The sequence below is a fragment of the Corynebacterium sp. genome, assembly GCF_012837295.1.
In the GTDB taxonomy this organism is placed as follows: Bacteria; Actinomycetota; Actinomycetes; order Mycobacteriales; family Mycobacteriaceae; genus Corynebacterium.
In genome coordinates this window covers 1-6,088 of the sequence record NZ_DURI01000149.1, presented here as the reverse complement: position 1 = coordinate 6,088, position 6,088 = coordinate 1, and the positions used below count along the sequence as shown (strand labels likewise).

Sequence of the window (6,088 nt, the reverse complement as noted above, 5' to 3'; positions counted from 1 at the left end):
GATCTGCGATTGCGCCAGCCGCAGCTGCGTCGCCCACGTGCTCGACGCGCACTGCACGACGAGCGTGCCCTCCTTGAACTCCACGACCTCGGCATGATCTGCGATGACGTCGCCGACGATCTCCGGCCATTTCGACATGATGATGCCGTTGGCGATGTTCCGCTGCCATCCTCGTTCATTGGCCTGACCAGCGAGAATCGCGCCGAATGCGAGCGGGCTGCGGTCGCGGCGCCGACGGATGCGGATGCCGTCCCGGTAAAGCAGGCGTTGAGGGATGCGGGTGCCCGCCCGATCGCGGACCACCGGCACGGCATCGGTTCCGTCGCCCGCGACTTCGCCGTCTTCGTTTCGCTTGACGACGCGCGGACCCGCCTCCAGCGTGAATCCCGAGTTCTTGCGGGGAGGGCGCTGCAGTGATGGCGGGTTCTTGCCGCCGGTCTTCGCCGTGGACCGCATGCGCTCGAAGACGTCGCCGACGAGATCGGGTGCCGCGTCATCGGTCATCGGACGCCACCTCCTCGTCCTTGCCCTCGGCATCCTCCGGAGCGTCGTCCGCCGCATCTTCTTGGGCGTCGAGCACCGAGATCCGTCCCGAATCGACGTCTTCGACGGTGACGACGTGCGTGGTTACGCGCGGGGCGTCGTCAAGCCCATCCGGCAACTCCTCGCCGACCGCCGAGGTGATCAACACCTGCTCGGCGCGGGTCGCGATGCCGACCAGCGCCTCGCGGCGATGCCGGTCGAGCTCGGCGAAGACGTCGTCGAGGACGAGGATCGGATCCGGGCCCTCCTCGCGGAGCATGAGGTAGGACGCCAACCGCAGCGACAACGCGAAAGACCAGGTCTCGCCGTGACTGGCGAACCCCTTCGCGGCGTCGGTGCCGAGATTGAGCTGCAGATCGTCGCGATGGGGCCCGACCAGGCTGAGGCCTCGCTCGATTTCGCGATTGCGGCGGGCGCCGAGCTCGGTGAGCAGCAGCGCCTCGATGACCTCCGGGTCATCCGGAAGCTCGTCGACGGGCAGCTTCGTGCGGTATTCGACGTTCGCCGGTCGCGAGGACGGGGCAAGGGTGGCGTACGCCTCGATGACGCGTGGTCCGAGGTCCCGGACCAGCGCGATCCGGGCCGCCGTGATGATCGCGCCGACGTGCGCCAATTGCGCGTCCCAGGTGTCCAGCGTGGCCAGCGCCGCCTGGCCCTCCGACGAGGAATACCCCCGGCGCAACGACCCGCCGGCGGTTTTGAGCAGCGCATTGCGCTGGCGCAGGATCCGTTCGTATTCCAATCGGGCGCCGGCCATGCGCGGGCGACGGACCGCGAGGAGATTATCCAGGTATCGGCGGCGCTGCGCCGGCTCGCCCTTGACCAGTTCCAGATCCTCCGGCGCGAAGAACACCGAACGCACGGTGCCCAGCAGTTCGCGGGGGCTGCGCAGGCGGGTGCGATTGAGCTGCGCCTGGTTGGCGCGGTGCGGGTTGATCAGCAAATGCGCGGTCAGCTCGCGGCCGTCGTTGACCGCCGTCGCCGACACCCGCGCGGACTCCGCGCCCGACCTGACCAGCGGCGCATCGGTGGATACGCGATGCGACGACAGCGTGGACAGGTAGCCGACGGCTTCGACGATGTTGGTCTTGCCGTACCCGTTGCGCCCGGTGAACACGGTGATTCCCGGCTCGAGCTCGAGATTGAGCTCCGGCCACGACCGGAAGTCGCGCAGGCTCAGCGAACGCAGATACATGTCGGCACCGCGGGGACGCTGCCCCGCTTCCCTTCCGCCGGAAAGCGGCCGGTCAGCCCGGAAGGCGGACGGGCATCAGCAGATACGTGAATTCCGTCTCCGGGTTCGGGAACATGCCGTCCTCGCCGGCCTCCGGCAGCTCGTCCGGCTCGGGGATGAGCACCGCGGGACGCGACGGCTGGGTGAAGCCCATGACCACGCGATCGGTGTGGATCGCCGACAGGCCATCGGCCAGGTAGCCCGGGTTGAACGCGATGAGCAGCGGCTCACCGACGAACGCGCACTCCAGGACTTCCTCGGCGCGGCCGGCCTCGTCGCCGTGGGCGGACAGGACGACCTGGCCCTCCGAGAAGTCCATGCGAATCTGGGCACCGCGATCGGCGACCAGGGAGACGCGGCGGATGGCCTCGCGCAGCGGATCGATGCGCACCGACGCCAACGACGAATGCTGCTTGGGCAGCAGCGGCCGGAACTTCGGGAATTCGGCGTCGAGCAACCGCGTGGTGGTGCGGCGCGGGTCGGCCAGAATGCCCAGCAGGCCATCGGCGCCGACGGCACGGCCATCGGAACCGTCGCCGAAAGCCAGGGTGACCGGCTCGCTGGAGCCGGCGTCGAGCGAACGGGCGGTGTCCGCCAGCGTCTTGGCCGGGATGAGCAGTTCGGCGTTGCCCTCCGGGATCTGATTCCATTCGAAGGTGCGCACCGCCAGGCGGAAACGGTCCGTGGCGGCCATGGTGACCATGTTGCCCTCGGTCTCCATGCGGATGCCGGTGAGCATGGGCAGCGTTTCGTCGCGGCCGGCGGCCACGGCCACCTGGCCGATCGCCTCGGTGAACAGCTGCGGATCGATGGTGCCGGTCGCGGCCGGGACCGACGGCAGAGCCGGGTAGTCCTCCAGAGTCATCGCCGGCAGCTCGAAGCGCGACTTACCGCAGGTGACCAGCACCTTCGTGCCGTCGTAGTGCATGTCGATCGGCTTGTTGGGCAGCTTGGACACGATGTCCGAGACGAGCTTGCCGTTGACCGCGAAACGACCGGTTTCGGAGATTTCCGCGGCGATGCGGATCTGCGTCGAAACCTCGTAGTCGTAGCCGGCGATCTCAAGACCCTCGTCGCCGGCGACGAACACCATGCCCCGGAGAATCGGCTGGGTCGGGCGGGTCGGCAGACTGCGGGCAACCCACGCCACCGCATCAGCGAGATCGTCCTTGGCGGCGCGGAGACGCACGTCCGTCTGCTCCATCGTCCCTCCATGAGTGTCACGAAATTGTGGTCCGGCCGCGATTGCGGGCGGCCCGGCCTTCGCCGGTCTTTCCTCGAACCACAACCTTAACCCAGTTTCGCCGCTCCGTCGGCGGCGGCCTCGCAGCTCCTGTCATTCGCCGGCTCTCGTGGCGGCGTTCGTCGACAGGCCCCTTTTCATCGGACGTTGATTGAGATTCATCGTTGGGGGAAGCAGTAGGTGCTGTGAATCCTGTGAGTTCACGCCGCTGCCGCTGGTCGTCGTGGAGATCCCGATGTTGACGGGGGGTTGATGGATCTGTGGATGAATCGCCCCGATTGTGGATAAATCCGCGAGTTCGGGATTCATCCACAGATGACCACGCGTCATCCACAGTTCCGTGAACCGAAAACCGCTGGTTGACCACAGGATCGGTGTGACCCGAGTCTCCAAATTACATAGACGTAATTACACGCATTAAGTAAGGAATCGGGCGACTTCCGTCGTTTCGGGCGTCGCCGCTTCGGTGGCCGTCGTCAAGCGCGACGCGGCCGGTGGCTCAGCCGATGGCCCGGGAACGCTCGCGGATGCGCGTGGTCAGGTCGTTGACCTGATCCTTCGTGGCCCGCTTGTCGGAGATTTCCTTCTGGATCTTCCGGTGGGCGTACAGGACCGTCGAGTGGTCGCGGTTGCCGAAGACCTTGCCGATGGCCGGCAGCGAGATGTCGATGAGCGACCTAGTCAGGTACATGGCCACCTGCCGCGCGTGGGACACCGGCCGGGTCTTGCCGGGGCCGGTCAGGTCGGCGACCGTGAGGCCGTAGAACTCGGCGGTCGCCGAAATGATGATGTCCGGGGTGATCTCGACCTCGGCGCTGTCCGAGCCGATGATTTCCTCCGCGAGCTGCAGCGACACCGGCATCTTCAGCAGCGACGCCTGGGCGGTGACCTGGAGCAGGCGGCCCTCCAGCTCGCGGATCGACGACGCGGTGTGCTCGGCGATGAACTGCAGGACGTCGTGCGGGACGTTGAGGCGGTCGAGCTGGGCCTTCTTCGACAAAATGGCGATCCGCGTCTCCAGGTCCGGCAGCTGCAGGTCCGGCGTCAGGCCCCACTCGAAGCGGGTGCGCAGGCGCTCCTCCAGCGTCTTCAGCTCGCGCGGCGGACGGTCCGAGGACAGCACGATCTGGCGATCCGCCTGGTGGAGGGCATTGAACGTGTGGAAGAACTCCTCCTGGGTGCCTTCCTTGCCCTCCAGGAACTGGATGTCGTCGACGATGAGGATGTCCAGATCGCGGTAGCGGCGCTTGAAGCTTTCCTGGGCGTCGTCGCGCACCGAGTTGATGAAGTCGTTGGTGAACTCCTCCGAGGACACGTAGCGCACGCGCAGCTTCGGATCGAGCGCGGTGGCGTAATGGCCGATGGCGTGGAGCAGGTGCGTCTTGCCCAGGCCGGAGCCGCCCGAGATGAACAGCGGATTGTAGGCGCGCGCCGGCTGCTCCGCGACGGCGGCGGCCGCGGCCGCGGCGAAACGGTTCTGGGGTCCGATGACGAAGGTTTCGAAGGTGTACTTCGGGTTGAGCGTCGGTTCCTCCACCGGCTGGCCCATCGGATCGCCGATGTCGTGCAGCGGGTACTTGCCGCGGCCGAACAGGTCGGCCGCCGTGCCCTGCGTCGCGGGGTTCTGCGGGGGCTGCGGCTGCATGGGCTGGCGCTGCGCGGGGGACGCGGACCCGTGCCCGGTGTTCTGCGGCGCCGGTTCGCCGAACTCCGCGGTCTCGCGGGCGTCGCGCTCGAATTCGAGGGTGCGCCAGGAGCCGGCATCCTGGTGGCGGCGGTGGTCCGGATGCCCGGACTGTGTGGCCTGACCGGGCTGGGCGTGCCGAGAAGGCTGGGAAGGCTGCGCGGGCTGGGGGGATTCGCGGCCGGCCACGGTGTGCCGGGGAGCGCCTGCGTGTCCGGCGTGTCCGGTCCCCGCCTGGCCCGTCCCGGGATGCCCCGCCTGGTCGTCGTGCCCGGATTCCTCCGAGATGGTGACCACGACTTGCTGGGCGGAACCGGTGATCGCCTCGAGGGCGCGCTCAATGCGCTCGGAGAGCTCTTCCTTGACCAGCGTCTGCACCATTTCGCTGCCCGTGGCCAGCAGAACGAAGCCGTTGACCTGCCCGACGGGTTGCACCGAGCGCAGCAACGCCTTGTGCTGGATGGGCAGAGGCTGCGGTTCGCCGTCGCGTACGTCCGTTCCCGCGATGAGCATGTCGATCACCTGGAGCCAGGTGTCGTGGAAGTCTCGGCTGGGAGTGGTCAACGCGTGGTCCTTCGGGTTTCGGTCGGACGGTCAGGATAACCCGCCGGGGTCGATCGGCGAGGGGTCGCGCGGGTGGCGGGGATGGCGCCATCCCGGGCGGACGGTGGAGTCGGGGAGGGTTTCGCTTGTGGGAAATTTCTCCACATGGCATCGGGGCGATGGCCAGGGCTTCCACACGTTCATGCACAGCTGTGGAAAGTTCCGCGCCGTTGATTTCCCAACAGTCTATCCACACGTTGCGGCGGCGATTGATTTGGCCCGCCATTCGTAGCTGACCTGCGGTAATGCAACGAACATGCAGGTCGCGTGTTACTCATGTGACGACAGTTATCCACAGTTGCACCTCCGGAGGTGCTTGTGAGTTCATGCCTTCCGTTCAGCATCACCACAGGTCGGGCCGCGTGTCGCCCTCGCTCGCCGCGACGCGCCGGGGGCCGCCGGATTTGTATTCGCCGCCCCGCTCCACGTAGCCTGATCGGGTCTGTCATATCCGCGACCCCGGGTGCCCCCTGGGTCGCCGATGTGTTCACCGCACTGCGCGGGTCCCGGCACCGTCGGGTTCTGCGCCTCGCGGGCCCGTCGACGGCAACGTCCGGCTCATGCCGGCCGGTTTCCGCGAAGGGTGTGAAAACAATCGTTCGGGCCGGTCGCGCGGTCACCTGCGCCCCGGCCCCTGAAACCAAGGAGTGTCACCCGTGTCGAAGCGGACGTTCCAGCCGAATAACCGCCGTCGTGCCCGCGTGCACGGCTTCCGTACCCGCATGCGCACCCGTTCGGGCCGCGCCGTGGTCGCCGCCCGCCGCAACAAGGGCCGCGCCCG

General features: G+C 67.6%; 5 protein-coding genes. 1 reads left to right on the top strand and 4 read right to left on the bottom strand.

All coding sequences use genetic code 11. From position 1 onward, the window contains the following. From GX015_RS05135 to dnaA, 4 genes are all read right to left on the bottom strand, one after another. Positions 1-504, bottom strand: a 504-nt coding sequence (locus GX015_RS05135) for a DUF721 domain-containing protein (protein ID WP_291343300.1), incomplete at its 3' end; no start/stop codon positions are given. Next, positions 494-1,738 carry a DNA replication/repair protein RecF gene (recF, locus tag GX015_RS05130; RefSeq protein ID WP_291343299.1) on the bottom strand — a complete coding sequence of 415 codons (1,245 nt, stop codon included), beginning with the start codon at positions 1,736-1,738 and terminating at the stop codon, positions 494-496. The genes GX015_RS05135 and recF, both read right to left, overlap by 11 nt. Before the next feature lie 52 nt (positions 1,739-1,790). Continuing rightward, positions 1,791-2,981, bottom strand: a complete 1,191-nt coding sequence (dnaN, locus tag GX015_RS05125) for a DNA polymerase III subunit beta (RefSeq protein WP_291343298.1) — start codon at positions 2,979-2,981, stop codon at positions 1,791-1,793. Positions 2,982-3,519: 538 nt separating this feature from the next. Then, positions 3,520-5,268 (bottom strand): chromosomal replication initiator protein DnaA, encoded by a 1,749-nt coding sequence (dnaA, locus tag GX015_RS05120; protein ID WP_291343296.1) that lies wholly within the window; start codon positions 5,266-5,268, stop codon positions 3,520-3,522. 695 nt (positions 5,269-5,963) lie between these two features. Here dnaA and rpmH point away from each other — a divergent pair. Then, positions 5,964-6,088, top strand: a 125-nt coding sequence (gene rpmH, locus GX015_RS05115; protein WP_291343302.1) for a 50S ribosomal protein L34, incomplete at its 3' end; no start/stop codon positions are given.